This window comes from Synechococcus sp. 8F6, assembly GCF_002252665.1.
Classification (GTDB): Bacteria; Cyanobacteriota; Cyanobacteriia; order PCC-6307; family Cyanobiaceae; genus Cyanobium_A.
On record NZ_NQKZ01000007.1, the window covers coordinates 22471 to 43398 of the forward strand.

The window sequence follows — 20928 nt, forward strand, 5'->3', positions numbered from 1 at the left end:
CTCAACCTGCACAGGGATGGCGTTGGTGGTGGAGAGGCAAGAGGGGGCGGCGCTGGCTTCACCCTTAACGGTGGAGCAGTTTTTGGTCGATGGTTTTGCCCTGCGGCCCCAGTTGGCCGCTTTCCTTGAGATCGCCTTGCCGGAGCTGGAGCGCCGCCTGCCCAGCAGCACCAACGATCTTGCTGCCCTGCATCCGGGGGCCTTTGATCCCAACCAGGTGGAGCAGTTCTACGAAGACGCCGTGGGCACCGGCCATCTGCTCGAGTTGGCCGCCTGGCACCTCGGCAGTGCCGATTACATCGCCGACACTCTGCGCCTTCAGCAGCGCTTTGCGGCCGGTCAGGTGCTCGACTTCGGTGGCGGCATCGGCAGCCATGCCTTGGCGGCGGCAGCCCTTCCCCAGGTGGAGCAGGTGTGGTTTGTGGATCTCAACCCCCACAACCGCGCCTTCGTGGAGGTCCGCGCCGCCGAGCTTGGCCTGGCCGGCAAGTTGCGCTGCTTCCGCGATCTGGCCGATCCGGCCCTGCCCGCGCGCTTCGACACGATCGTCTGCCTGGATGTGCTCGAGCACCTCAGCGATCCGGCCGCCCAGCTGGAAATTTTCGCCGAACGCTTAGCACCGGAAGGGATTGCCTTGCTCAACTGGTATTTCTTCAAGGGGTTTCAGGGCGAGTACCCCTTCCACTTCGACGCCCCTGAGCTGGTGGAGGCCTTCTTCCGCACACTCCAAAGCCGCTTCCTGGAGGTGTTCCACCCCTATCTGATCACCACCCGGGCCTACCGGTTGGCCTGAAGGGTCCCCTGAGCGGGCGCGGGGCTCTGGCCATCAAAAAGCCGGCGGGGTTGTCCGCCGGCTGGTGCTTGAAGATCGGCTCGCCGGGATGGCTTGCAGCTCGATCAGCCGACGGCGATGTTGATGCGCTTGCGGCTGCGCAGCCCGCGCTTGATGCTGTCGAAGCTCACCACGCCGTCCACTAGGGCGAACAGGGTGTCGTCGGAGCCGCGGCCAACGTTCACGCCAGGCAGCACGGAGGTGCCGCGCTGACGGATCAGGATTGAGCCGGCGCTCACAGTTTCACCGCCGTAGCGCTTGACGCCCAGACGCTTGGAGTTGGAGTCGCGGCCGTTGCGCGTGGAGCCTGTGCCTTTCTTGTGGGCCATGGATCGGAGGAAGCAGGGATAGGGGTCTCAGGAACGTAGGCGTGGAGCGCGAGGTACCGGGTTTCAGGCGATCGCCTTACCGCCGACGGAGATCGACTCGACCATCACACGGGTCAGCTCCTGACGGTGACCGTTCTTGCGCCGGGTCTTCTTTTTGGGGCGCATTTTGTAAACGATGATCTTGGGGCCGCGGCGATGCTCCATCACTTTCAGCGCCACGCTGGCGCCTTTGACGTAGGGCTGGCCGAGGGTGGTGGCTTTGCCGTCGTTGACCAGGAGCACGTTGTCGATGGTGAAGTTGCCATCAACATCGACTGCGACCCTGTCGAAGTCGTAGTAGCGGTTCGGTTGCAGCCAGAACTGCTGGCCTGAGGCCTCAACAATGGCGTAAGGACCGGATGCAGCGGCAGTTTCGGGGGTTGGGCTCATGGCAGCAAGGGCGTGGACAGGCTGACGGGCGGTCCTCAGGAGCGGAGTGGTCTCCGGCGAAGGACTGGCCGTCATTCGGCCTGGCGCACACAATCAAAAGACAAACAACAATCTTCCCGCTCTGGCCCTCCTTTCGTCAACATTTGGGAGCCATTCCCGCGGGTTGTCCCGCTGCCGAAGCGGTCCATGCCCGAACCGGCTCTCACCATCGCTTCCCTGATCCGCGACCCCCGGCTGCAGGACGCCAGCTCCCGATGGCTGGCGGGTGGTCGCTGTGCGCTGGTGTGGGTGGATCCGGCCAGCGATCCCGTGGAGCAGCTGGATCGGCGGCGCGAAGAATTCGATGCGGTGCTGCTGGAGCAGGGGGCCCTCTCCCCCCAGTCCTATCAAGCCCTATCGGATCTCGGCCTGTTATTGCCGGCTGTGGTGATTGGTGCGGTGAGTGGCCGGATCGAATTTCACGATGCGGAGGTGCACCTACCCCCCGATCAGCTGGAGCAGCTCAGCTACAGCCTCGATGCGGCGGTGTCTCGTTTCCTGCGGCATGGCCTGGTGGCGGCGAGCAGTTCCCCTGCCGGCCAGACCCCCGACACGCCCGACCGCTGGAAGTTGGCCAATCGGCTCAAGGGCCGGCTCGGGTTTGTGGGCGTGTTCTACAAGCGCGATCCCTCCCGGTTTCTGCGCAACCTGCCGGAGCTGGAGAGCCATGAGCTGATCCATTCCCTCGAGCGCACCTATCGGGATCTGCTGCTCAGCTACTTCCGGGATCCGGCTGCCGCCAACCAGGCCCTGGAAAGCTTTGTGAATACGGCTTTTTTTAGTGATTTGCCGATCACCAAAACTGTTGAGATTCACATGAATCTCATTGATGGTTTCTCCAAGCAGCTCAAGCTGGAAGGACACAAAAACGATTTTCTCCAGGATTACCGACTAGCCCTACTCGACGTGATGGCCCATCTCTGCGAGATGTATCGCCGCTCGATTCCACCCGATGCCCCCTTGGCTGGCTTGCCGGTCGAGGTGTCCGGCCAGTCCTCGATGGCTTGACCCAGGAGCTTCTTTCACCATGACTCCACGCAAGACCTACATCCTCAAGCTCTACGTGGCGGGCAACACGCCAAACTCGATGCGTGCCCTCAAGACGTTGCGCAACATTCTGGAAACGGAATTCCGGGGGGTCTATGCCCTCAAGGTGATCGATGTGCTGAAAAATCCCCAGTTGGCGGAGGAAGACAAGATCCTCGCCACCCCGACCCTCGCGAAGATCCTGCCACCGCCGGTTCGGCGGATCATTGGCGATCTCTCCGACCGGGAGCGGGTGCTGATCGGTCTGGATCTCCTCTACGAAGAGCTCACGGAGGAGGCTCTGGCTGACGAGGCATTTTCTCAGGAGGCCTTCGGTGATGACCCGCTCGGCGATGCGCCTTCAGCCGCTCCTACAGATCCTCTCCCTTCCCAGGGGCCGCTGACCTGAGTAGTTTTTTATCAGACCCCCACCGTCGATGCAGGATCCCAGCCCCAACATTAATCCCCTGATGCAGGTGCAGAAGCTCCCGACTGGGATCGAGGGCTTCGATGACGTGTGCCATGGCGGGCTGCCGATCGGCCGTTCCACCCTGATCAGCGGTACCTCGGGCACCGGCAAAACGGTGTTTTCGCTCAACTTCCTGTGCAACGGCATTCGCCAGTACAACGAGCCTGGGATCTTTGTCACCTTTGAAGAGTCGCCGCTCGATATCTTGCGCAACGCCGCCAGTTTTGGTTGGAATCTGCAGGAGATGGTGGAGCAGGATAAGCTTTTCATCCTTGATGCTTCGCCGGATCCGGAGGGTCAAGATGTGGCGGGCAGCTTTGATCTTTCCGGTCTGATCGAGCGAATCAACTATGCGATTCGCAAATACAAGGCCCGCCGTGTGGCGATTGATTCGATCACGGCTGTGTTCCAGCAATACGATGCTGTGTCGGTGGTGCGGCGTGAGATTTTTCGGCTGATTGCCCGCCTCAAGGAGATCGGTGTCACCACGTTGATGACCACCGAGCGTATCGATGAATATGGCCCGATTGCCCGCTACGGCGTTGAGGAGTTTGTTTCCGACAACGTGGTGATTCTGCGCAACGTGTTGGAGGGTGAGCGTCGGCGGCGCACCTGCGAGATCCTCAAGTTGAGGGGCACCACCCACATGAAGGGGGAATTCCCCTTCACGATGGGAGCCCATGGCATCAGCATCTTCCCGCTGGGGGCGATGCGTCTCACCCAGCGCAGCTCCAATGTGCGGGTGAGCTCTGGCGTGCCGCGGCTCGATGAGATGTGCGGCGGCGGCTTCTTCAAGGATTCGGTCATCCTGGCCACTGGCGCCACCGGCACCGGTAAAACGTTGCTGGTCAGCAAGTTCGTCGAGAACGCCTGCGATAACAAGGAGCGGGCGATCCTATTTGCCTACGAGGAATCCCGGGCCCAGCTGCTGCGCAACGCCACCAGCTGGGGGATCGACTTCGAGCAGATGGAGCAGGACGGCCTGCTCAAGATCATCTGTGCCTATCCCGAATCCACGGGATTGGAGGACCACCTCCAGATCATCAAGACCGAAATCAGCCAGTTCAAGCCGTCGCGGATGGCGATTGATTCCCTCAGTGCCCTGGCTCGGGGGGTAAGCCATAACGCCTTCCGCCAGTTTGTGATCGGCGTCACCGGCTACGCCAAGCAGGAGGAGATCGCCGGCTTCTTCACGAACACCTCTGAGGAGTTCATGGGCAGCCACGCGATCACCGATTCCCACATCTCCACCATCACCGACACGATCCTGCTGCTGCAGTACGTGGAGATTCGCGGTGAGATGGCCCGCGCCCTCAACGTGTTCAAGATGCGGGGCTCCTGGCACGACAAGGGCATCCGCGAATTCGTGATCACCAGCAACGGGCCGGAGATTAAGGACTCCTTCTCCAATTTCGAGCGGATCATCTCCGGTGTTCCCCACCGCATCACCACTGATGAGCGCAGTGAGCTCTCGCGGATTGTGCGGGGCGTGGCCGACGACGACCGCTAAGAAAACGACTGCTAAGCGAAGGGTTGATTACAGGGTGACAGCCTGGTCGTAGCGGCGCCGCTCAGCCAAGAGCTGCAGCTCGTCGGTGTCGGAATCCTCCAGAGGCAGGTCAAACCAGAAGATGGTGCCCACTCCGGGCTCGCTGGCCATGCGCACCTGGGTGCCGTGCTTCTCGAGAATGCCGCGCACGATTGACAGGCCCAGCCCCGTGCCTGCCTCGGTGTGCACAGCGTTTTCGACCCGGAAGAAGCGCTCGAAGATGCGCTCCTGGTCGGCTTCGGAGATGCCACATCCGCTGTCGGCGATCTCGATCCGCAGCCTGGGCAGCGGTGAGGTGAGCTCGCAACTTGGACTCTCGCTGTTCGGGGCCGTGCTCGGGGAGAGCTGGCAGAGGTCAGGCCACGGGTAGGCCCGCAGCTGCAGTTGTCCGTCCTTGGGGGTGAACTTGAGCGCGTTGCCCACGAGGTTGTCGAACACCTGCAACAGCAGGTCCCAGTTGCCCAACACCCGGGGCAGCAGGGGGTCGGCATTGAAGGCCAGGGTCACGCCTTTTTCGTCCGCGTTGAGCCGGTAGGTGCGCAGGGTCTGCTCGATGGCGGGGGCCAGCTCCATGGGTTCGAGGGTCCACACCCGCTCCGACTCCAGGCGGGAGAGGTCGAGCACATCGTTGACGAGTCGGGTGAGGCGATCGGTTTCGGCATTGGCGATGCCGAGGAATTCCCGTTTTTCCTCCTCGGTGAGCTGGTCGCCCAGGTCGTGGAGGGTTTCCACGTAGCTCTTGATGTTGAACAGCGGCGTGCGCAGCTCGTGGGACACGTTGCTGATGAAACGGCTCTGGGCCGCGTTGAGTTCCACCTCGCGGGTGAGGTCCTGAATGGTCATGGCGATGCCCTTGAGGCTTTCGCCGCTGGCATCGCGCACCGACTGCAGCACGATCCGCAGCGTCCGAGATGGTTCGCCAAAGCTGCAGCGCACATCGGTGGTGTCGCGATCGCGGCAGGTGATGCTGTCCAGGGGGGATTGCAGCTCCATGGCCAGCCGTTCGGGCAGCTCGGCGATCAGGTCATTGCCTTCGAGGTTGCGTCCTTCCCAGCGGAACAGGCGACGGGCGGTCGGGTTGGCCAGCACGATCGCCCCCTCCGCATCGAGCAGCACGGCGCCATCGGCCATGGTGGCGATCAGCGATTGCTGCTTCACCTGGGCAGCGGTGAGCTCTTCGATGTTGGCGGCTTTGTAGTCCTCCAACTGGGAGGCCATGGTGTTGAAGCCCGCCAGCAATTCGCCCAGTTCGCCCCCCACCGGCAGGGCCAGCCGCGTTTCAAACTTGCCTCCGGCGATCGAGCGCACCCCCTGCAACAACTCCTTCACCGGGCGGGTGATGGTGAGGGCGTTGAACACCGCCCCCAGGATCACCAGCACCCAGATCGAGATGAACACCGCCACGGTGACCTCCCGGGTGAGAGCGGCACTGGCCAGCAGGGTTTCATTGGGGTTGATGCCGAGGGCGAGCACCCCGAGGTAGCGCCCCTCGCTCACCATCGGCACGAACACGTCAGTCACCTGGCCGTCTGGGCTGAGGTGCTGGCGGATCAGCGGGGTGTCGGGCCGTTTCTGAAGGTCGGCGGGCAATTCGAGCCGGCGGCTGAGCAGCAGCTCGCTGCTGCCGGAGCTGGCCCCGATCGGGATGCCCAGGTAGATCACCCCTTCGGGGTCGGCGAAGAAGATGTAGCGAAGGCTGCGGCTGGAGCGCCAGAAGCGATCGGCCACCGCCGCCAGCTCGCGGTCGTTGGCCTCGGCCACCAGCGGCGTGACGTTGGCGGAGAGCAGCAGACCCAGATCGCGGGCATAGCGGGTGTCGCTCATCCGGGCATCCCGCTGGATGCCGTTGAGGGCAAAGAAGGTGATGCCCGTCATCAGCAGGCTCACCACCAGGGTGGCCACCGCCAGCAGCTTGGTCTGCAGGCTGAATTCCGCCCACCAGCGGCCCAGGGCAGCGCGCCAGCTCATCGGCTGCGCACCTGATGGCCGATGTCGCGCCGGGCGGTCATGCCCTCGAAGTGCACCTGGGCCAGGCCGGCGTAGGCCCGCTCGAAGGCGCTATCGAAGTCGTCGGCCTGGGCCACCACCGCCAACACCCGCCCGCCGCTGGTGCGGCAGCTGCCGTCTGAGTCGCGGCGGGTGCCGGCGTGGAACAGCTGCAGCTGGGCGCTGGGCTCCAGCTGGCTGGTGATCGGATCGCCTTGGCGGATGGTGCCGGGGTAGCCCTGGGCGGCGGCGATCACGCAGGCACTGCAGCCCGCGCTGATCGTCAGCGGTGGGGCTTGGTCGAGGCGGCCGGTGGCGCAGGCCAGCAGCACCTGGGCCAGCTCAGGGCCCAGCAGGGGCATCAGGGTTTCGCACTCCGGATCGCCAAAACGGCAGTTGAATTCGATCACGCTGGGGCCGCTCTCAGTGAGCATCAGGCCGGCGTAGATGACGCCCCGGTAGTCGATGCCGCGGGCCCGCAGGGCGGCCACGGTGGGTTCGAGCACCAGGCGACGCACCTCGTTCAGGCCTTGGGCATCGAGCAGTGGCGCCGGCGCGTAGGCCCCCATGCCGCCGGTGTTGGGGCCTGTGTCGCCCTCGCCGATGCGCTTGTGGTCCTGGGCGGGGGGCAGCAGCACCATCCGCTCGCCGTCGCAGAGGGCAAACACCGAGACCTCTGGCCCGAAGGTTCGCTCCTCCAGCACCAAGGAGGCCCCGGCTGCGTCAGCGTTGGCGTCGAAACGACCATCAAAGATCTCCGCAACCGCGGCCGTGGCTTCCTCCAGGGTCTCGGCCACGGTGACCCCCTTGCCCGCCGCCAGGCCATCGGCCTTGACCACCAGGGGCCGGCCTTCGCGCTCCAGGATCTGCAGAGCCTGCGCGCAGCTGCTGGCAGGCCAGTAGCCGGCGGTGGGGATGCCTGCCTCCAGCATCAGCGCTTTTGCCCAATGCTTGCTGGCCTCCAGCTGGGCCCCATCGGCCCCCGGCCCGAACACCGGCACCCCCGTGGCCCGCAAGGTGTCGGCCAGGCCGGCGGCCAGCGGGGCTTCCGGGCCGACCACCACCAGCTCAATCGCCTGGTCGCGGCAGGCGGAGATCAGGCCGGCCTGATCGGATTCGGCAATCGCCAGCTGCCGGCAGCCGGACAGGTCGGGGGTGCCCCCATTGCCGGGGGCAATCCACACCGCTTCCACACCGCTGCAGCGCGCCAGCGCCCAGCCCAGGGCATTTTCGCGACCACCGCCACCGATCACCAGGATCTTTGCGGGGGTTGGGCAGGGGGCGGAGGGCATGGGGCCGGGTGAGGGGCGAAACTGGGGGTGGATGGGGTGTAGCAGCTCTTCTAGGTTGAAACCTGCTGAGCGGGCCGCCGCGCCCTGTAGTTCGACATGCCGGCAAGCGCAACGCCATTCTCCCCCCGAGCCCGGCAGCCCTTTTACCGGCAGCCCGTTTACCGGCAGCCCCTGTACCGGTTGCGGTGCCTCCAGGGGCGGGTTGCCATCGGCGTGGGTATGGGGTTGGTGGCGCTTGGGGGCGCCCTGCCTGCAGCACTCTGGGCCAAGGCCCCACCAGCGGCCCCTGATCCGGTCTTGGCGGCTCTGCTGCGCAGCGGTGATCTCAGCGCCCTCAACGGGGCCTGCACCGCCGCCCTTGAACGGGGCGATGGCCTGCAGTTGCGGCGCCTGCAGCAGCGTTTGCTGACGATCCATCCGGCCCCCCAGCCCCTGGCGGTGGTGCTGGCCAATGCCAACAGCTTGCTGAGCTGTGGAGCCCCCGATGGGGCCTTGGCGGTGCTCGGCCGCGTGAGCCCTGCGGCAGGGGCCGAGCGGGCGCAGTGGCTGGTGCTGCAGTGGCGCGCCGCCCAGGCGGGTTTGCACCACCAGCTGGCTGCCGATGCCCTGGAGCGGCTGGCGGCCGGCAACCTGGCGTCTCTGGCATCGCTGGAGCTGCCGGTCGGCCAGCGCCAGGATGGCACTCCGGTGACGCGCCCGGCCCTGGATCTGCTGGCCAGCCACCTGGAGAGCCTGGGCCAGCGGCAACGGGCGGCCGAGGTGCTGGTCAGCAGTGCCCAGCCCGGGGCCGCGACGGCGGTCCGTCTCTCGCAGGCGGTGGCTCTGCTGGATGGACTGCCTGCCCCGGAGCAGGATCGCCTGCTGGAGCTGGCTCTTGAGCAGGCTGCCGCGGCGGGGGCGTGGGGGCTGGTGGCCCAGATCCTCGATCAGCAGCTGGCCCTCGTCAGCAGCACGCCAGAGTCGGCTGCGCGGGTGCGGGAGCGCCGCTTGCGGCTCAGCGGCGGCATCGACGATGCCTACGGAGAATGGCTGCTGCGCCGCCGCGATCCGGCGGGCTCAGCACGGCAGCTCGAGCTGGAGCGTCAATTGCGTTCTCCTCGCGCCCCCGGCGGCCATGCTGCACCCCCTACTCCCATATCCCAGCCATGACGGCTTACAGCCTCGGTTCACTCCTCTACGAAGGCAAGGCCAAGCGCGTCTATGCCACCGACCAGCCCGAGGTGGTAGCGGTGGAATACAAGGATGACGCCACGGCCTTCAATGCCCTCAAAAAGGCCCAGCTGGCTGGCAAGGGTGAGCTCAACTGCAGGATTTCGGCCCTGCTGTTCGAACACCTTGCTTCCCGTGGGGTGCCCACCCATTACTTAGGGGTGGGAGGAGAGCGCTGGATGCTCTGCCGGCCCGTGCGGGTGATTCCCGTTGAGGTGGTGATCCGCAACATCGCTGCGGGCTCGCTCTGCAAGCAGATGCCGATCGAGCCCGGCACGGCTCTGGAGCCACCGCTGCTCGATCTCTATTACAAAGACGACGCCTACGGTGATCCCCTGCTCACCGAGGCCCGGTTGGAGCATTTGGGGCTGGTGACCCCGCAGCAGCGCCGGCGGCTGGAGGATCTGGCGCGTCAGGTCAACCGCGAGCTGTTGGCTCTGTTTGGTTCGCTCGGGCTGCAGTTGGTGGATTTCAAGATCGAACTGGGGTTTACCACCACCGGTGAATTGGTGGTGGCTGATGAGATCAGCCCAGACACCTGTCGGCTCTGGGATCGGGGCGTGGCCGATGCACAGGACCGCATTTTGGACAAGGATCGATTCCGACAGGATTTAGGTGGTGTTGTCGAGGCCTACGGGGAGGTCCTCAAACGGGTCCAAGGGGCCTGTCCAGAACCCAGGGTCTACGGGTAAGGTCGACGGCATTTACGGCCCGACCGCGCCGTCCCCCAATCACATGGCTGGCTTGCTGGGTTTGAAGGCTGCGTGGCCCCTGGTTGGTGCCGCTCTCCTTTCGGCGACTCCTGCCCTCGCCCAGCCAGCCAGCGAACAGCCCCCTGAATCCAGGCCGGTTTCCGAGCAGCTCGATAACCCCCTGGCGGAACCGGCGCCCGCCCCAGCTACCCCTGCCCAGGCCGAACCCGCCCAGCCCGCCGCAAAGGCTGAGCCCAAGGTGTTGATTGCCGAGGTGGTGATCGAGGGCCTCCAGGGCCATCCCGAGCAGGAGCGGCTCGAGTTGGCCGCCTACGCCGCCATGGCGGCCACCCCCGGCACCCAGGTAACCCGCTCGGAACTTCAGACCGACCTGTCGGCGATCTACGCCAGCGGCTGGTTTTCCGATGTGCGCATCCAGCCTGTTGATGGCCCCTTGGGCGTCCGCCTCGTGGTGGTGGTGGTGGCCAACCCGGTGCTGGAGCAGGTCAAGCTCGATCCCGCCGACCTGAAGCTGCCTGAGCAGGTGGTCAAGGACACCTTTGCGGCGGACTACGGCAAGACTCTCAACCTCAACACCCTGCAGACCCGCATGCAGGAGCTGCAGCGCTGGTATGCCGACCAGGGCTACTCCCTATCCCGGATCACCGGCCCCAGTCGGGTGAGTCCGGAAGGGGTGGTGGAGCTGCTGGTGCGTCAGGGCACTGTCGAGGGGGTGGAGGTTCAGTTCCTCAACAAGGAGGGCTCGGCCACCAACGACAAGGGCGAGCCGATCCGGGGCAAGACCAAGCCCTGGGTGGTGACCCGAGAGGTCTCCCTGCGGCCCGGTCAGGTGTTCAACCGCCGTGAGCTGGAGGAGGACATCAAGCGCATCTATGGCACCGGCCTGTTCAGCGACGTCAAGGTGACGCTCAGGCCGGTGCCGGCCGAGCCCGGCAAGGTTGTGATTGTGCTGGGCATCGTCGAGCAGTCCAGCGGTTCCCTCTCCGGTGGCCTGGGGTACAGCCAGAGCCAGGGTGTGTTCGGCCAGATCCAGCTGCAGGACAGCAACTTGTTTGGTCGCGCCTGGGACCTGGGCACCAACATCTCCTACGGCCAATACGGCGGCCTCGGTGATATCACCTTCACCGACCCCTGGATCAAGGACAACAAGTACCGCACCTCGTTCCGGGCTCGCGTCTTCTTCAGTCGGGAAGTTCCCCAGCTTTTTCAAAATGAAAACAATTTTGCCTTGAATGATCAGGATCTTAACGGGCGAGATTTTGTTGTTTCCAAAATTGTAGGCAGGGATCTTGACGCTGGCACTACTGAAGTAACTACTAATTTTGACACGGTGGCGCTTCAGAGGATTGGTGCCAACGTACAATTTGTGCGCCCGCTCAATGGCGGCAATCCCTACAAGAAAGCGCCCTGGAACTTGATCCTGTCTTTCGGTGGTCAGGAAGTGACACCGATGGACTTTTCGGGCAGCAAATATTCCTACGGCGTGGTGGGAGCCACCAGCTCTCCGATTACCGTTCCCAGCAACCAGGTGATCTGCCTGGCCTACAACTGCGCTTCTGAAAACCAGTTGCTGAGCTTCCGCGTGGGTGCTACCTACAGCACCCTCAACGATCCCCGCAATCCCACCAAAGGCAACTTCCTGAGTCTGGGCACCGAGCAGTTTATTTCCGTTGGAGAAAATTCCCCCACGTTTAACCGTGTGCGGGGCAGCTTCACCCACTACATCCCTGTGGAGTGGTTGAAGATCTTCAAGGGTTGCCGTCCTAAGCCTGGTGAGACCAAGGATTGCAAACAGGCCCTCGCCTTCCAGGTGTCGGCTGGTTCGTTGATCGGCAGTGAGATTCCGCCTTACGAGGCTTTCTGTTTGGGGGGTGGCAATTCCGTGCGCGGTTACTACGACTGTGACCTTGGCGTGGGCAAGAGCTTTGCTGAGGCCACGATCGAATACCGCTTCCCGATCTTCAGCATCATCAGTGGTGAGATCTTCTTTGACGCCGGCACCACCTTCGGCACCCAGGGCGATATCCAAGGTAATCCGGGTGGTCTGCTGGGTAAAAAGGGTCAGGGCTATTCCCCGGGGATCGGCGTGATCGTCACCACTCCCGTGGGCCCCCTACGGCTGGAAGCCGCCACCCAGGACTTCACCAGTGACTGGCGCTTCAACCTCGGCGTCGGCTGGAAGTTTTAGTGGTGCAGTGGCCAGCTGATTACACCGGAGCCTGGACTCTCCAAACCCCGGTGCAGCGCCGCGGTGTGGGCCTGCATAGCGGCCAGGAGGGCACGGTGCGGCTTCAGGCCTCGGAGCGTCCGGGTTTCTGGGTGGGCTGGCTCGATGCGCCAGAGCTTCCGCTGTGCCGATTGGCGCCGGGCCAGGTGAGTGACACCCAGTTGTGCACGGCCTTGCATCTGGGCCCACGCCGGTTGGCCACGGTGGAGCACCTGCTGGCAGCCTTGGCCGGTATCGGGGTGACCCAGGCCGAGATTCTGGTGAGCGGTGAGGAGATTCCCCTGTTGGATGGATCGGCCCTGCCCTGGGTAGAGGCCTTGGCCGAGGCGGGGTTGCGGGCCCTGCCGGCCCCCTCTACCGGCGTCGAGCTGGAGGCTCCGCTGACGGTGAGCCATGGCTCCAGCTTTGCCACGGCGTTGCCTTACGCCGGCCTGCGGCTGGGCGCTGCCATCGAATTCACCGATGCGGCCATCGGGCGCCAGCTGTTTTCTCTGGAGCTCACCCCTGGCACGTTTGTCGATGAGATCGCCCCGGCCCGCACCTTTGGTCTGCGCTCCCAGGTGGATCAGTTGCGGGCAGCGGGGTTGATTCAGGGGGGCTGTCTTGAGAACGCCCTGGTGTGTGACGGCGAGACCTGGCTCAACCCGCCGCTGCGGTTTGCCGAGGAACCCGTGCGCCATAAAATCCTGGACTTGTTGGGAGACCTTGCACTCGTCGGCCTACCTCGGGCCCAGGTGTTCGCTTACCGCGGCTCCCATGGGCTTCACACCTCCCTGGCGGCTGCTTTGGCTGACTTGCCTCCCGCCATTCCCTCTCCCGGTTGATCCCCTTGTCTGAGTCCAGTTCTCCGGTTCCCGCATCTCCGCTGCCCGCCTCAGCGGGAGCCAGCAGGGAGGTGATCCTCACCACGGAGCAAATCCAGGGATTGCTGCCCCACCGCTACCCCTTCGCCCTGGTGGATCGGGTGATTGAGCACGAGCCCGGCAAGCGGGCTGTGGCGATCAAAAATGTCACCATCAACGAGCCGCAGTTTCAGGGCCATTTCCCGGGTCGCCCGCTGATGCCGGGGGTGTTGATTGTGGAGGCCATGGCCCAGGTGGGCGGTCTGATCGTGACCCAGATGCCCGATCTGCCCAAGGGGTTGTTTGTCTTCGCCGGAATCGACGGGGTGCGCTTCCGCCGGCCTGTGGTACCTGGCGACCAGCTGCTGATCACCTGTGAGTTGCTCAGCCTCAAGCGCCAGCGCTTCGGCAAGGTGAAGGCTGAGGCCAGCGTCGATGGCCAGCTGGCCTGCTCCGGCGAACTGATGTTTTCACTGGTGGCTTGAGCGATGGCCACGACCATCCATCCCACCGCTGTTGTTGATCCCAGGGCCGAGCTGGCCGATGGGGTCAGTGTGGGGCCCTATGCGGTGATCGGCCCTGAGGTTCAGCTCGGCCCCGATTGCCGCATCGGCCCCCATGTGGTGCTCGATGGTCGGGTGCGGATGGGCCGCGGCAATCGCATCTTTCCTGGCGCCTGCATCGGCCTGGAGCCCCAGGATCTGAAATACACCGGCGATCCCACCGAGGTGGTGCTCGGCGATGACAACACCATCCGTGAGTGCGTCACCATCAACCGCGCCACGACCGGCCATCAACAGACGCGCCTGGGCAGGGGCAACCTGTTGATGGCCAACAGCCATCTCGGCCACAACTGTGAACTGGGTGACCGGATTGTGATCGCCAATGGGGTGGCTGTGGCCGGCCATGTGGTGATCGGCGACCGTGCCGTGATCGGCGGCGTGTTGGGTGTCCATCAGTTTGTGCACATCGGCACTTTGGCGATGGTGGGGGGGATGAGCCGGATCGAGCGGGATGTGCCCCCATTCACGATGGTGGAGGGCCATCCATCCCGCGTGCGGGCCCTCAACAAGATCGGCCTGCGGCGCAGTGGCCTGGTAGAGCTCGACGACGGCCGGCAGTTTGAGGACCTCAAACAGGCCTGGACCCTGCTGTATCGCCGCTCTCTGACTCTGGCTGAGGCCCTGGGGCAACTGCGCTGTCAGCCCCTGCATGGCGCAGCCGACCAGCTCTGCACGTTCCTGGAAGCCTCCCTAGGCCCATCGCGCCGCGGGCCGATTCCGGGGGCGCGCTGATGCTGCGGTTGCTGGTGAGCACCGGCGAGGTGTCTGGGGATCTGCAGGGGGCCCTGTTGGTCAGGGCGCTGCATGAGGAGGCCCAGCGCCGCCAGCTGGATCTGGAGATCGTGGCGCTTGGCGGCGAGCGGATGGAGCGGGCCGGGGCCGAGTTGCTGGCCAACACCACCCGCATGGGGGCTATCGGCCTGCTGGAGGCCATCCCCTTTGTGTTGCCCACCTTGAAATTGCAGCGGCGCCTCAAGCGTTGGTTCCGCCGTGACCCGCCCGATGGTGTGGTGCTGATCGACTACATGGGCCCCAACGTGAGCCTTGGGCTACGCCTCAAGCACAAGTTCCCCAGGGTGCCGGTCACTTATTACATCGCCCCCCAGGAATGGGCGTTCAAATTCGGCAACGGCGGCCGCTCCAATCTGATCAGCTTCACCAACCAGATCCTGGCGATCTTCCAGGAAGAAGCCCGCTTCTACCGCTGCCGCGGCGCCAACGTCACCTACGTGGGCCATCCGCTGCTGGACACCATTGGCCAGCTGCCCAGCCGCCAGGAGGCCCTGCGTCAACTTGGCCTGCGTGATGCGCCGGTGCTGCTGCTGATGCCGGCGTCTCGGCGCCAGGAGATCCATTACATGCTGCCCCACATCGTGGCGGCGGCGGCGGAGCTGCAGCGTCAGCGGCCCGAGCTGCAGGTGGTGGTGCCAGCAGGCCTGCCGGGATTTGAAGCCCATCTGTCGAGGCAGTTGAGCCAGGCAGGGGTGCGCGCCGAGATCATTGCCGCCTCCGATTCCGACCAGCTCAAGGCCTACCTCTGTGCCGCAGCGGATCTGGCGCTGGCCAAGTCGGGCACCGTCAACCTCGAGCTGGCCCTGCGGGGCGTGCCGCAGGTGGTGGTGTACCGCGTCAGCGGGGTCACCGCCTTTGTGGCCCGCTACATCCTGCGCTTCAGCGTGCCCCACATCTCGCCGGTCAACCTGGTGCTGGGCGAGCGGCTCGTGCCCGAGTTGCTGCAGGAGGATCTCTCAGCTGCGGCGATCGTGAGGGAAGCTCTGCCCCTGCTCGATAGCGCCAGTGCGGCCCGCCACAGCATGCTGGAGGGCTACCGCCGTCTGCGGCTCGAATTGGGGGAGCCTGGCGTCACCCAGCGGGCGGCCGCGGCCATCTTTGACCAGGTGCTCAACGCCGCATGATCCAAACCCCCCGGCCCCTGGCCTGGCTGCCCAGCCTGGTGCTGCCTGTGCTGCTTCCTCTTCTGTTCCTGCTGCCGTTGGGCCTGTTGTCGCCTGGCCCAGCCTGGGCGGACCCGGCCCAGAAGGCTGCTTCGGTTCAAGAGGCTGTGCTGGCGGGGGGCTGTTTCTGGTGCCTGGAGCACGACCTCGAGAGCTTGCCCGGGGTGCTGGATGCCGAGAGCGGCTACAGCGGCGGGACCGTGGCCCAGCCCACCTATGGCCAGGTGTCGGCCGGAGGCACCGGCCACCAGGAGGTGGTGCGGGTGCGCTTTGATCCAGCTCGCCTCAGCTACGCCGCTCTGCTGCGGGCGTACTGGCGCAACATCGATCCCCTCGATGGCGGCGGTCAGTTCTGCGATCGCGGTACGTCCTACCGGCCCGTCATCTTCACCAGTGGCCCCGAGCAGCAGACCCAAGCCGAGGCCAGCCGCCTGGCGGCAGCTGCGGAGCTGGCGCGGCCCGCTGCCAGCCTGCAGGTGCAGATCAAGCCCCTGACGCGCTTCTGGCCGGCGGAGGGCTACCACCAGAACTACGCGGAACGCAACAGCGTCAAATACAACTACTACCGCTGGGCCTGCGGCCGGGATCGGCGGCTCGATGCGGTGTGGGGCAAGCGAGCCCGCAGTGGCATGGCCTGGGTTTCGAGCAGGAAGTCCTGACGCAAGAGCAGTAACTGGGGAGCAGCGGACCCGTGGACTCTGCTGCAATTATGAGGAAAATCTGTAGGGGCAGGGTGGTTTTGGTCGGTCAGACGGCTGTAGTAGAGCGGCTTTCCGCCCTTCCCAATCCCTTGACGCTTCTCTACCGTGATGCGTGCCTCTGTGCGCTGCCCTGTATGTATCTGCTGACCATTCGCGACGGTCTGCAGACCCGCCACGTTGGGCCTTACGGGAGCCCGAAGCAGGCTGCGGATGATCTGGATCGCCTGCTGCCCCTCTGTGGGGAGCGGGCCCGCTGGCAGATCCATGCCCTCGAATCGCCTGCCCAGCTGATGGCCAGCCTGGGGGCAGCCGCTAGCGCTGATGTGGGCGTGGCTGCCTGAGAGCCGCCTTCAGCTGCGGCCGGGATAGCCGCGCAGCAGGCCGCTTTCGACCATCAGACCCACGCCCGCATTGATCAGAATCAGGCCGAAGGTGCCATACCAAAACCAGGGGCCTGGGCTGGTGAGTGTTTCCACCTTGCCGCTGGCCGCCAGCACCTGAATTCCCTTGCGGATCACCGCTTCGCCGAAGAGGCAGAGCCCCGCTGGCAGCAGCAGCACCCCCAGCTGAGCTTTGACATACCAGCGGATCTTCTGGACGGCCATGGAGCGAGCTAAGGCGTCAGGACTCCAAACCTAGGCTGCTGATCAAATCCGGGCTGATGGTCCCGTGGCGGCGCCGGAGCAGATCCAGTTCACCAGGGTGCGTACGCCGAAACCAGTGGCTCCGGCCGGGTCGGCCCCCCGCCCCTTGTCACTCCAGACGGTGCCGGCGATGTCGAGGTGGGCCCAGGCCAGCTTCGGGGTGACGAAGTCCTGCAGGAACAGGGCGGCGGTGATCGAGCCGCCAGGGCGGGGGCCGGTGTTTTTGAGGTCGGCGACCGGGCTCTTGAGCCCGGCCTTGTAGGAGCTGCGCAGGGGCATCCGCCACAGGTCTTCGCCGCCGGCCTGACCAGCGCCCAACAGCGCTTCGGCCAGGCCGTCGTTGTTGGACCACAGCCCCGCCATCTCCTCGCCCAGGGCGATCACGCAGGCACCGGTGAGGGTCGCCAAGTCCACCACCGCATCGGGCTCCAGCTTGCAGGCATACACCAGGGCGTCGGCCAGGGTGAGGCGCCCCTCGGCGTCGGTGTTGTTGATCTCGATGGTCTTGCCGTTGGAGGCGGTGAGGATGTCGCCGGGGTGCACAGCGCCGCCGCTGATCATGTTTTCGCAGGCCGCCACGATCACGTGCACCTCCACGCCGGCGGGCTTCAGCTCAGCGATGGCGCGGGCCGCTCCCAGCACCGCGGCGCTGCCGCCCATGTCGTATTTCATCATCTCGATCTGGGAACCGGCGGTTTTGAGGTTGTAACCGCCGGAATCGAAGGTGAGACCCTTGCCCACCAGGGCAATGCGGCGTTGCACGGGCCCGGCCGGGGTGTAGGTGAGATGGATGAATTTCGGGGCCAGATCGGACCCCTGGGCGACGCCGAGGTAGGCCCCCATGCCGAGGGCTTCGCAGTCGCTGCGCTCCAGCACCCGCAGCGTGATGCCGAAGTCGCGGGCGATGGCCGCGGCGGTGTCGGCCAGATGCTGGGGTGTGGCCACATTGGGGGGCGCAGCCACCAGTTTGCGGGCCAGTTCGACGCCGGCGCAGGTGGCGTTCACCGCAGCCAGGGTGGGCTCGGCTGCCTTGGCTACCCCGATCAGGCTGACCGTGGCGGGCTGGGGTCTGGGCTCGGCTTCGCTCTTGAAGCGTTGATCACTGAACAGGGCCAGGCGGGTGGCCTCAGCCATGGCGCCGGCAGCGGTGCCGGCCTCCAGCCCTTCGAGCGGCAGGGCCAGGGCCAGGTGGCGGGCTCCGGCGGCCGCCGCGGTTTGGCTGGCGGCGGCGCAGGCCTGGCGCAGGCCGGCCAGGCTGAAGTCGGCCGGGGCGCCCAGGCCTACCAGGATGAGGGTCTGGGGGGTGGCGTCCAGGCGATCCAGGCTGATGCATTCGCCCGGCTTGGCCTTGAAGCGCCGCTGTTCGAGGCGTTTGGCCAGAGGCTGGCCCAGGGCCGTGGTCAGCTTCTGCAGCTGGGGGTGCTCCGGGCGATCGTCGGCACCGGCGAACAGGCCGACGGCCAGGCAGTCGCCGTCCCACTGGCTCAGGGCCGCGGGCAGGTCGTCGGGGATGCAGCGAAACTCCATGGGCCGGCCGGGGTTGGCGGCGATCGTAGCCAGCGCGCCTAGGCGGGATCGGCCTGGAACGGTGTGGCCCAGCGGCTGCGCGTTTCCTTGTTGAAGGGCGGCAGCCAGCGGCGAATCAGCGCCTGCTCCAGGGCCCGTCGCGGCCGAACGGCGGCGGGCACATCCAGCCAGAAGCGAATGCTGAGCTGGCAGCCCAGGCCGACCTTCAGCAGGGCCTCGCTGTAGGCGGCCAGGTAGGCCTTGCAATCGTGCTCGCCTTTCCAGCGCCGATCAGCCCGGCCGGTTTCGCCCACGTAGAGCAGCAGCGGCTGGGGCAGGCCGGCGGGGCGATCGGTGACCACGTACAGGGCGGCCCCCTGCTGGGGTGCGGCGGGCCAGCGCCAGAACGACAGGGGCTGGGGCTGCAGGCTGAGGGGCTGGAAGCGCTCGGCTTCGCCCTGGGGATCCTCGGGAGGGGTGGCAAACAATGACCCCTGCTGGCCGCCCCCCTCCTGGTTGGCAAACAGGGGTTGCTGGTGGGCCGCCAGCCGGGCCTGCCACTCCTGCAGCTGGTGGGTCAACAGAGGAAGATCGGCGCCCTCGGCATGGGCCGCTCCCCCGAGGGCCGATCCAGCAAACAACTCCCCTTGGCGCGCCACGGCCCTAGGACGCCTTGCTGGCCGGCGGCAGCACCGGACCGGCTGGCCCCGGTTGGAAGCGCACCTTGCCGATCCAGGCTTCCACCAACGCCGCCGGCAGCTGCAGGCGCTGTTGCAGGTCGGCCAGATCGCGGAAGGGGCCGCGCCCCCGCTCGCGCAGCAGCCGGCGCAGCCGTTCCGGATCCAGTCCCAGTTCTTCGAGTTGCGTGGCCGTGGCGCGGTTCAGATCCAGGGGGCTGAACGGTTGCACCGGCAGGGCGGGTTCGCCATACCAGCGAAACTCCAACAGGGGGCCCCAGCTCTCCACCACCGCTGCGGGCAGCTCCAGCAGCCGTTGCAGATCCTCGATCCCGCTGAGCTGCACGCCCCCGGCCTGGAGCCGCAGCAACAGGTCCACCTGGGCCGCTTCGATGCCCGGCAGCCGCAGCCAGTCGGCGGGGGTGGCGCGGTTGACGTCCAGCCGCCAGCCCAGGGCGGCAGCGCGACGAACCGCCCCGGCATCCTCAAGCTTGAGCGCGGGGTTCTGCTGCAGCTTGAGAGCCAGCATGTCGCGTTCCACCTGCTCGCGATCCGAGCTGTCCGGCTGGTCGGCGGGGGCCGGCCGCTCGGGCTGGGGGCTGCGGCGGGCGGCTGGGATCTGCCCGGTGGCCCTCAGCAGCTGACGAGCGAGGGGATCCAACCAGTGCCGCTGGGCCATGGCGGATCGCGACTGCAACAACGGTGATCTGAACCTAGCGGCCAGCTCAGGCTTCAGGCCAGTCGATCAGCCCCCAGCGCAGGCCCAGCACGGCGGCGTGGGTGCGGTCGCGGGCCGGCAACTTGCGGCACAGGTGACGCAGGTGGGTTTTCACCGTGTCTGCTGAAACGTACAGCTGCTGGCCGATTTCGCCGTTGCTGTCACCCCGGGCCACGAGGCTGAGCACCTGCCGCTCCCGCTCGCTCAGCGGTTCGAGCGGGCCGCCATCGCCATGGCCCCGGCGAAACAGCTCTGCCAGGCTTCGGTCGACATACACCCCGCCGCCGCTGATGGCATGGATCGCAGCAAGCGAACTGCCCAGCCCCATGCGGGATTCCACCAACAACCCATCACAACCAGCCTCGATGGCGCTCTTGATCGCCTCCTGGCGCTGCTCCTGACTGATCAGCAGCAGGGTGTGAATGGTGGGCCAGCGCTGTTTGATCGCCTGCACCAGGGCCACGCCAGAGCCCTCCTCCAGGGTGTCGCTGAGAACCACCATGCTGGGCTGATGCTGTTCCACCAGGGCAAGGCCGGCCGCTTCGCAGGTGGCGGCCACCACCAGGTGGTCCTGTCCGATCAGACCGCCCACAAACGTGCAAAGCAGGGCCCGGTTGCCGAAGCAGACCACCAGCCGGGCGTCCCGCAGCAGGTTGTGGATCTGGCTGGTGTTGCGGCGGATCTGGTCAAGTTTTGGCGTGAAGTCCATGGGTGGGGTTCACGGCAGCATGAGCCGCATGCTGGCTGAGGCTGGCCGGGGTGGCATCGCGATTACGTCTATCCGCACTCCCCAGGGCGGCTTGACTTCACCAGAATCACAGAATCGCTGCACTGCCAGGGGCATGGCGTTCTTTGAATCCGAAATCGTTCAGGACGAAGCCAAGCGCCTCTTTGGCGACTACCAGCAGCTGATGCAGCTGGGCAGTGAGTACGGCAAGTTCGATCGGGAGGGCAAGAAGCTCTACATCGAAAAGATGGAGGACATGATGGAGCGCTACCGGGTGTTCATGAAGCGCTTCGAGCTCTCCGAGGATTTCCAGGCCAAGCTCACCGTCGAGCAGCTGCGCGCCCAGCTCAGCCAGTTCGGCCTGACGCCGGAAACGATGTTCCAGCAGATGCACCAGACCCTCGAGCGCATGAAGGGTCAGCTCGATGCTCCCGCCTAGGGCCTGACGGCGATCCCGTCGCGGCTGCGTACGATCCGGCCACCCAGTCGCCCCTG

Annotated in this window: 23 protein-coding genes; 14 read left to right on the forward strand and 9 right to left on the reverse strand. The window is 65.6% G+C overall.

Translation table 11 applies throughout. The features are described 5' to 3' along the window. Nucleotides 1-16 precede the first annotated feature (16 nt). The gene (locus CJZ78_RS06725) at nucleotides 17-793 is read left to right on the forward strand and encodes a bifunctional 2-polyprenyl-6-hydroxyphenol methylase/3-demethylubiquinol 3-O-methyltransferase UbiG (protein ID WP_094560134.1); all 777 of its coding nucleotides are present in this window, start codon (nucleotides 17-19) and stop codon (nucleotides 791-793) included. A 104-nt stretch (nucleotides 794-897) separates the two neighbouring features. On the opposite strand, the gene rpmA is transcribed toward CJZ78_RS06725, so the two are convergent. Beyond that, the gene (rpmA, locus tag CJZ78_RS06730) at nucleotides 898-1161 is read right to left on the reverse strand and encodes a 50S ribosomal protein L27 (protein WP_094560135.1); all 264 of its coding nucleotides are present in this window, start codon (nucleotides 1159-1161) and stop codon (nucleotides 898-900) included. Between the two features lie 63 nt (nucleotides 1162-1224). Beyond that, nucleotides 1225-1590 carry a 50S ribosomal protein L21 gene (rplU, locus tag CJZ78_RS06735; protein WP_094560136.1) on the reverse strand — a complete coding sequence of 122 codons (366 nt, stop codon included), beginning with the start codon at nucleotides 1588-1590 and terminating at the stop codon, nucleotides 1225-1227. 186 nt (nucleotides 1591-1776) lie between these two features. Here rplU and CJZ78_RS06740 point away from each other — a divergent pair, with 186 nt between their 5' ends. From CJZ78_RS06740 to kaiC, 3 genes are read left to right on the forward strand one after another with little or no spacing between them, the layout of a single operon-like run. After that, on the forward strand, nucleotides 1777-2637 hold the full coding sequence (locus tag CJZ78_RS06740) for a circadian clock protein KaiA (protein ID WP_094560137.1): 861 nt from the start codon (nucleotides 1777-1779) through the stop codon (nucleotides 2635-2637). A gap of 19 nt (nucleotides 2638-2656) precedes the next feature. Then, a complete protein-coding gene (gene kaiB, locus CJZ78_RS06745; protein WP_094560138.1) occupies nucleotides 2657-3064 on the forward strand; it encodes a circadian clock protein KaiB in 408 nt (135 codons plus the stop codon). A 28-nt stretch (nucleotides 3065-3092) separates the two neighbouring features. Continuing rightward, nucleotides 3093-4634 carry a circadian clock protein KaiC gene (kaiC, locus tag CJZ78_RS06750; protein WP_094560139.1) on the forward strand — a complete coding sequence of 514 codons (1542 nt, stop codon included), beginning with the start codon at nucleotides 3093-3095 and terminating at the stop codon, nucleotides 4632-4634. A gap of 27 nt (nucleotides 4635-4661) precedes the next feature. Here the strand turns inward: kaiC and nblS are convergent, their stop codons facing one another. Both nblS and purD read right to left on the reverse strand, forming a co-directional pair. Next, nucleotides 4662-6641, reverse strand: coding sequence for a two-component system sensor histidine kinase NblS (gene nblS, locus CJZ78_RS06755; RefSeq protein ID WP_094560140.1), 1980 nt, complete (start codon nucleotides 6639-6641; stop codon nucleotides 4662-4664). Beyond that, on the reverse strand, nucleotides 6638-7951 hold the full coding sequence (gene purD / locus CJZ78_RS06760; protein ID WP_094560141.1) for a phosphoribosylamine--glycine ligase: 1314 nt from the start codon (nucleotides 7949-7951) through the stop codon (nucleotides 6638-6640). Before purD ends, nblS begins: the two co-directional genes overlap by 4 nt. A gap of 96 nt (nucleotides 7952-8047) precedes the next feature. Between purD and CJZ78_RS06765 the strand changes: the two genes are divergently transcribed. The 9 genes from CJZ78_RS06765 to CJZ78_RS06805 all read left to right on the forward strand — a co-directional run bounded on the left by CJZ78_RS06765 (nucleotide 8048) and on the right by CJZ78_RS06805 (nucleotide 16502). Continuing rightward, entirely contained in the window at nucleotides 8048-9100 is a 1053-nt protein-coding gene (locus CJZ78_RS06765) for a hypothetical protein (RefSeq protein WP_233128552.1), read from the forward strand. Continuing rightward, nucleotides 9097-9852, forward strand: a complete 756-nt coding sequence (gene purC / locus CJZ78_RS06770) for a phosphoribosylaminoimidazolesuccinocarboxamide synthase (RefSeq protein ID WP_094560143.1) — start codon at nucleotides 9097-9099, stop codon at nucleotides 9850-9852. Before CJZ78_RS06765 ends, purC begins: the two co-directional genes overlap by 4 nt. A 43-nt stretch (nucleotides 9853-9895) precedes the next feature. Further along, entirely contained in the window at nucleotides 9896-12061 is a 2166-nt protein-coding gene (locus tag CJZ78_RS06775; RefSeq protein WP_094560144.1) for a BamA/TamA family outer membrane protein, read from the forward strand. Then, nucleotides 12061-12924, forward strand: coding sequence for a UDP-3-O-acyl-N-acetylglucosamine deacetylase (gene lpxC / locus CJZ78_RS06780; RefSeq protein ID WP_094560145.1), 864 nt, complete (start codon nucleotides 12061-12063; stop codon nucleotides 12922-12924). The genes CJZ78_RS06775 and lpxC overlap by 1 nt, the downstream gene beginning before the upstream one ends. A 5-nt stretch (nucleotides 12925-12929) precedes the next feature. Next, nucleotides 12930-13427 (forward strand): 3-hydroxyacyl-ACP dehydratase FabZ, encoded by a 498-nt coding sequence (gene fabZ / locus CJZ78_RS06785; protein ID WP_369802030.1) that lies wholly within the window; start codon nucleotides 12930-12932, stop codon nucleotides 13425-13427. Nucleotides 13428-13430: 3 nt separating this feature from the next. Further along, entirely contained in the window at nucleotides 13431-14237 is an 807-nt protein-coding gene (gene lpxA, locus CJZ78_RS06790; RefSeq protein WP_094560146.1) for an acyl-ACP--UDP-N-acetylglucosamine O-acyltransferase, read from the forward strand. Beyond that, nucleotides 14237-15421: a lipid-A-disaccharide synthase gene (gene lpxB, locus CJZ78_RS06795; RefSeq protein WP_094560147.1), complete on the forward strand. Its 1185-nt coding sequence runs from the start codon at nucleotides 14237-14239 to the stop codon at nucleotides 15419-15421. The genes lpxA and lpxB overlap by 1 nt, the downstream gene beginning before the upstream one ends. After that, nucleotides 15418-16119, forward strand: coding sequence for a peptide-methionine (S)-S-oxide reductase MsrA (msrA, locus tag CJZ78_RS06800; protein ID WP_094560148.1), 702 nt, complete (start codon nucleotides 15418-15420; stop codon nucleotides 16117-16119). The genes lpxB and msrA overlap by 4 nt, the downstream gene beginning before the upstream one ends. A gap of 176 nt (nucleotides 16120-16295) precedes the next feature. Then, a complete protein-coding gene (locus CJZ78_RS06805) occupies nucleotides 16296-16502 on the forward strand; it encodes a hypothetical protein (protein WP_094560149.1) in 207 nt (68 codons plus the stop codon). A gap of 9 nt (nucleotides 16503-16511) precedes the next feature. On the opposite strand, the gene CJZ78_RS06810 is transcribed toward CJZ78_RS06805, so the two are convergent. Genes CJZ78_RS06810 through CJZ78_RS06830 form a run of 5 tightly spaced genes read right to left on the reverse strand, consistent with a single transcriptional unit; the run spans nucleotide 16512 to nucleotide 20415 of the window. Beyond that, nucleotides 16512-16766, reverse strand: coding sequence for a hypothetical protein (locus CJZ78_RS06810; RefSeq protein WP_094560150.1), 255 nt, complete (start codon nucleotides 16764-16766; stop codon nucleotides 16512-16514). A 42-nt stretch (nucleotides 16767-16808) separates the two neighbouring features. Beyond that, nucleotides 16809-18332: a leucyl aminopeptidase gene (locus CJZ78_RS06815; protein ID WP_094560151.1), complete on the reverse strand. Its 1524-nt coding sequence runs from the start codon at nucleotides 18330-18332 to the stop codon at nucleotides 16809-16811. A gap of 38 nt (nucleotides 18333-18370) precedes the next feature. Then, complete coding sequence (locus CJZ78_RS06820) at nucleotides 18371-18970, reverse strand: hypothetical protein (RefSeq protein ID WP_094560152.1); 600 nt, start codon at nucleotides 18968-18970, stop codon at nucleotides 18371-18373. A 4-nt stretch (nucleotides 18971-18974) separates the two neighbouring features. Continuing rightward, entirely contained in the window at nucleotides 18975-19667 is a 693-nt protein-coding gene (locus tag CJZ78_RS06825; RefSeq protein ID WP_094560153.1) for a type II secretion system protein GspK, read from the reverse strand. A gap of 46 nt (nucleotides 19668-19713) precedes the next feature. Then, nucleotides 19714-20415, reverse strand: coding sequence for a response regulator transcription factor (locus CJZ78_RS06830; protein WP_094560154.1), 702 nt, complete (start codon nucleotides 20413-20415; stop codon nucleotides 19714-19716). A gap of 133 nt (nucleotides 20416-20548) precedes the next feature. Between CJZ78_RS06830 and CJZ78_RS06835 the strand changes: the two genes are divergently transcribed. Next, entirely contained in the window at nucleotides 20549-20872 is a 324-nt protein-coding gene (locus tag CJZ78_RS06835; RefSeq protein ID WP_094560155.1) for a DUF1825 family protein, read from the forward strand. Nucleotides 20873-20928: the final 56 nt, after the last annotated feature.

Coding starts and splice junctions, on each gene's coding strand:
- CJZ78_RS06725 (WP_094560134.1), top strand. CDS start 17: ATGGCGTTGGTGGTGGAGAGGCAAGAGGGGGCGGCGCTGGCTTCACCC.
- rpmA (WP_094560135.1), bottom strand. CDS start 1,161: ATGGCCCACAAGAAAGGCACAGGCTCCACGCGCAACGGCCGCGACTCC.
- rplU (WP_094560136.1), bottom strand. CDS start 1,590: ATGAGCCCAACCCCCGAAACTGCCGCTGCATCCGGTCCTTACGCCATT.
- CJZ78_RS06740 (WP_094560137.1), top strand. CDS start 1,777: ATGCCCGAACCGGCTCTCACCATCGCTTCCCTGATCCGCGACCCCCGG.
- kaiB (WP_094560138.1), top strand. CDS start 2,657: ATGACTCCACGCAAGACCTACATCCTCAAGCTCTACGTGGCGGGCAAC.
- kaiC (WP_094560139.1), top strand. CDS start 3,093: ATGCAGGATCCCAGCCCCAACATTAATCCCCTGATGCAGGTGCAGAAG.
- nblS (WP_094560140.1), bottom strand. CDS start 6,641: ATGAGCTGGCGCGCTGCCCTGGGCCGCTGGTGGGCGGAATTCAGCCTG.
- purD (WP_094560141.1), bottom strand. CDS start 7,951: ATGCCCTCCGCCCCCTGCCCAACCCCCGCAAAGATCCTGGTGATCGGT.
- CJZ78_RS06765 (WP_233128552.1), top strand. CDS start 8,048: ATGCCGGCAAGCGCAACGCCATTCTCCCCCCGAGCCCGGCAGCCCTTT.
- purC (WP_094560143.1), top strand. CDS start 9,097: ATGACGGCTTACAGCCTCGGTTCACTCCTCTACGAAGGCAAGGCCAAG.
- CJZ78_RS06775 (WP_094560144.1), top strand. CDS start 9,896: ATGGCTGGCTTGCTGGGTTTGAAGGCTGCGTGGCCCCTGGTTGGTGCC.
- lpxA (WP_094560146.1), top strand. CDS start 13,431: ATGGCCACGACCATCCATCCCACCGCTGTTGTTGATCCCAGGGCCGAG.
- lpxB (WP_094560147.1), top strand. CDS start 14,237: ATGCTGCGGTTGCTGGTGAGCACCGGCGAGGTGTCTGGGGATCTGCAG.
- msrA (WP_094560148.1), top strand. CDS start 15,418: ATGATCCAAACCCCCCGGCCCCTGGCCTGGCTGCCCAGCCTGGTGCTG.
- CJZ78_RS06805 (WP_094560149.1), top strand. CDS start 16,296: ATGTATCTGCTGACCATTCGCGACGGTCTGCAGACCCGCCACGTTGGG.
- CJZ78_RS06810 (WP_094560150.1), bottom strand. CDS start 16,766: ATGGCCGTCCAGAAGATCCGCTGGTATGTCAAAGCTCAGCTGGGGGTG.
- CJZ78_RS06815 (WP_094560151.1), bottom strand. CDS start 18,332: ATGGAGTTTCGCTGCATCCCCGACGACCTGCCCGCGGCCCTGAGCCAG.
- CJZ78_RS06825 (WP_094560153.1), bottom strand. CDS start 19,667: ATGGCCCAGCGGCACTGGTTGGATCCCCTCGCTCGTCAGCTGCTGAGG.
- CJZ78_RS06830 (WP_094560154.1), bottom strand. CDS start 20,415: ATGGACTTCACGCCAAAACTTGACCAGATCCGCCGCAACACCAGCCAG.
- CJZ78_RS06835 (WP_094560155.1), top strand. CDS start 20,549: ATGGCGTTCTTTGAATCCGAAATCGTTCAGGACGAAGCCAAGCGCCTC.